At 31.1% G+C, this 1,985-nt stretch carries 3 protein-coding genes; all 3 read left to right on the top strand.

Annotated features, from left to right (window positions below; translation table 11 throughout):
• On the top strand, positions 1-219 hold a 219-nt coding region (locus ACN4EE_RS23000), incomplete at its 5' end, for a PIN domain-containing protein (RefSeq protein ID WP_458575040.1).
• Between the two features lie 77 nt (positions 220-296).
• A complete protein-coding gene (locus tag ACN4EE_RS22995) occupies positions 297-1,046 on the top strand; it encodes a hypothetical protein (RefSeq protein ID WP_431708840.1) in 750 nt (249 codons plus the stop codon).
• 14 nt (positions 1,047-1,060) lie between these two features.
• Positions 1,061-1,873 carry a TRAFAC clade GTPase domain-containing protein gene (locus tag ACN4EE_RS22990; RefSeq protein ID WP_431708839.1) on the top strand — a complete coding sequence of 271 codons (813 nt, stop codon included), beginning with the start codon at positions 1,061-1,063 and terminating at the stop codon, positions 1,871-1,873.
• The last annotated feature ends 112 nt before the right edge of the window (positions 1,874-1,985 follow it).

Genomic DNA, 1,985 nt, shown 5'->3' with positions numbered 1-1,985 from the left:
CGATTAGATTTTTATTATGTTAATGTTGATAATAAGTGGCGTAAACTATTAGCTGAAATCGTAGCAGAAGCGATTATTCCCACAGAAGATATAGAAATGTACTTAACAGCTAAATTAGGTTTATGTGATTGTTGTGTTTCATCAAATCGAGGATTAATCAAAGCTATTGCAGATTTTGAATGTTTAACTCCTTGTGAATTTATTAGTAAATACTTATAAATAGGTAATCTTAAGTTTATTTATAGTAAAAAAATTTAATCTTATCAATCTTTCAATTATAAAAAAGGAGGTAAATTTTGGGAGTAATTTATATAGGCGATCGAGCTTCTGGAAAAACACATTTAGCCTTAGAATTAGCGAATCCTCAAAGTAATTATGTCAAAGTAATTCATCCTGATTATCAGGTGATAAAAAGTCTTTTATATGATCAAAATTTACAATCAACAAAACCCACAGAAGCCGATAAATCATCCTATGATAAATATCTAAATATTCATGTCCAATTACCTACTGGAAAGAAAGAAATTAACTCTGATTGGTTAGACACTGGAGGAGAAATTTGGCGTAAATATTGGCAAGAAGATAATCAAGCAAAATGGCAAGAATTTTTAAACACTATTAGGCAAAGTGAGGGGATTTTATTAATCTTACCTCCCTATCGTCAATTAATAAATAATCATCCTAATCCCGAAGACTTTATTACCCAAAAACAGTGGTGTAATCGTTTCCAAAGATGGGTTAATTTTTTTAAATATGAATGCCCGAAAATTCGTCATTTATTACTATGCTTAAATAAAGCGGATTTATTTTGTAATGTACAACAAGAAGGAAATTTATTAGGGTATATACCTAATCGCTCTCGTTTTAATTGGCAACAAAGAAATGAATACGTTTATCAGCGTTATTTTACCCCCATTCACCCTCAAATTAGGGAATTAAATCAAAGTATTTCAGGTTTATCCGTACGTTTTTTTATTACTAGCATTTACGATCGCAATTTGCTAGAATTACCTTGGATATATTTAGGCAGTTTTTTATCAAAATAAAGGAGTTATTTTTTATGGGAAATATAGTCGTAATTGGACCACGTCGATCGGGTAAAACCACCTATTTAGCGGCATTATCTTACTTACCAGCTTTAAGAAGTAGGAAAGGAAAAGACAGCAATTTTAAAATTCAACCCCTCAATGATGAATCACGAGATTTAGCAGAAAATGCCGAAAATATCATTGTCGAAGGCTTAAATTTTGAACCGACGACGGTTAATGAAGGCGGAGTAGATGGTTTGCCTTATTATTCTTTTCAATTACAGGTAAAAAAAGGCTTATTAAAAAAGTCTGAAAATATCCAAATCAATGTTAGAGATTACCCCGGAGAAGTCTTTGAAAAAATCGCAGACAGAAATTTATCCGATGAAATTCATCAGGAATTTATAGACGAATGTTTGATGAATGATGTTAATGGATGTTTAATTTTATTTACTCAATGGGAACATGGTACAGATAAATTTTATTATCGAGTAATGAGTCAATTTATCAAACTAATGGACGAAAAAAATAGGACTAATAATTTAAAATTAGCAGTAGTTATGAGTAAGTGTGAAAGAGGAGAATTATGGTGTGGTAGAATCGATCCTGAAACTGACTTATTTGGCATTCATTTACCTCGAACAAAAACAGTTTTAAAAGACAGTCTTAACCCTAAAAATTTGCGGTTTTATGCCCTATCAACTTTTGGAGTTTTACACAAAAATGATCCTCGTCCTAATAGAATAGATCAAGCAGGTTCAGATGGTTCAGAATCGGTTTTAAGAGAGCCTAATAGTTGGCAACCTTATAATTTAATTGAGCCTTTATACTGGTTAAGTAAATAAACACTTTGTTTGTTGTTTGTAGGTTGGGTTAGCGATAGCATAACCTAACAAAAACCCATAAAATTTATTTATCACTGATTAAACGAACCTGATATTAATTGATCCTTTATAC

This window comes from Geminocystis sp. CENA526, from assembly GCF_050753365.1.
Taxonomy (GTDB): Bacteria; Cyanobacteriota; Cyanobacteriia; order Cyanobacteriales; family Cyanobacteriaceae; genus Geminocystis.
The sequence above is the reverse complement of the archived record's forward strand: the minus strand, read 5'-3'. Positions and strand labels throughout refer to the sequence as shown.

Excerpts from the sequence above, each read along its gene's own strand:
- ACN4EE_RS22990 (WP_431708839.1), top strand. The coding sequence starts at position 1,061 with ATGGGAAATATAGTCGTAATTGGACCACGTCGATCGGGTAAAACCACC.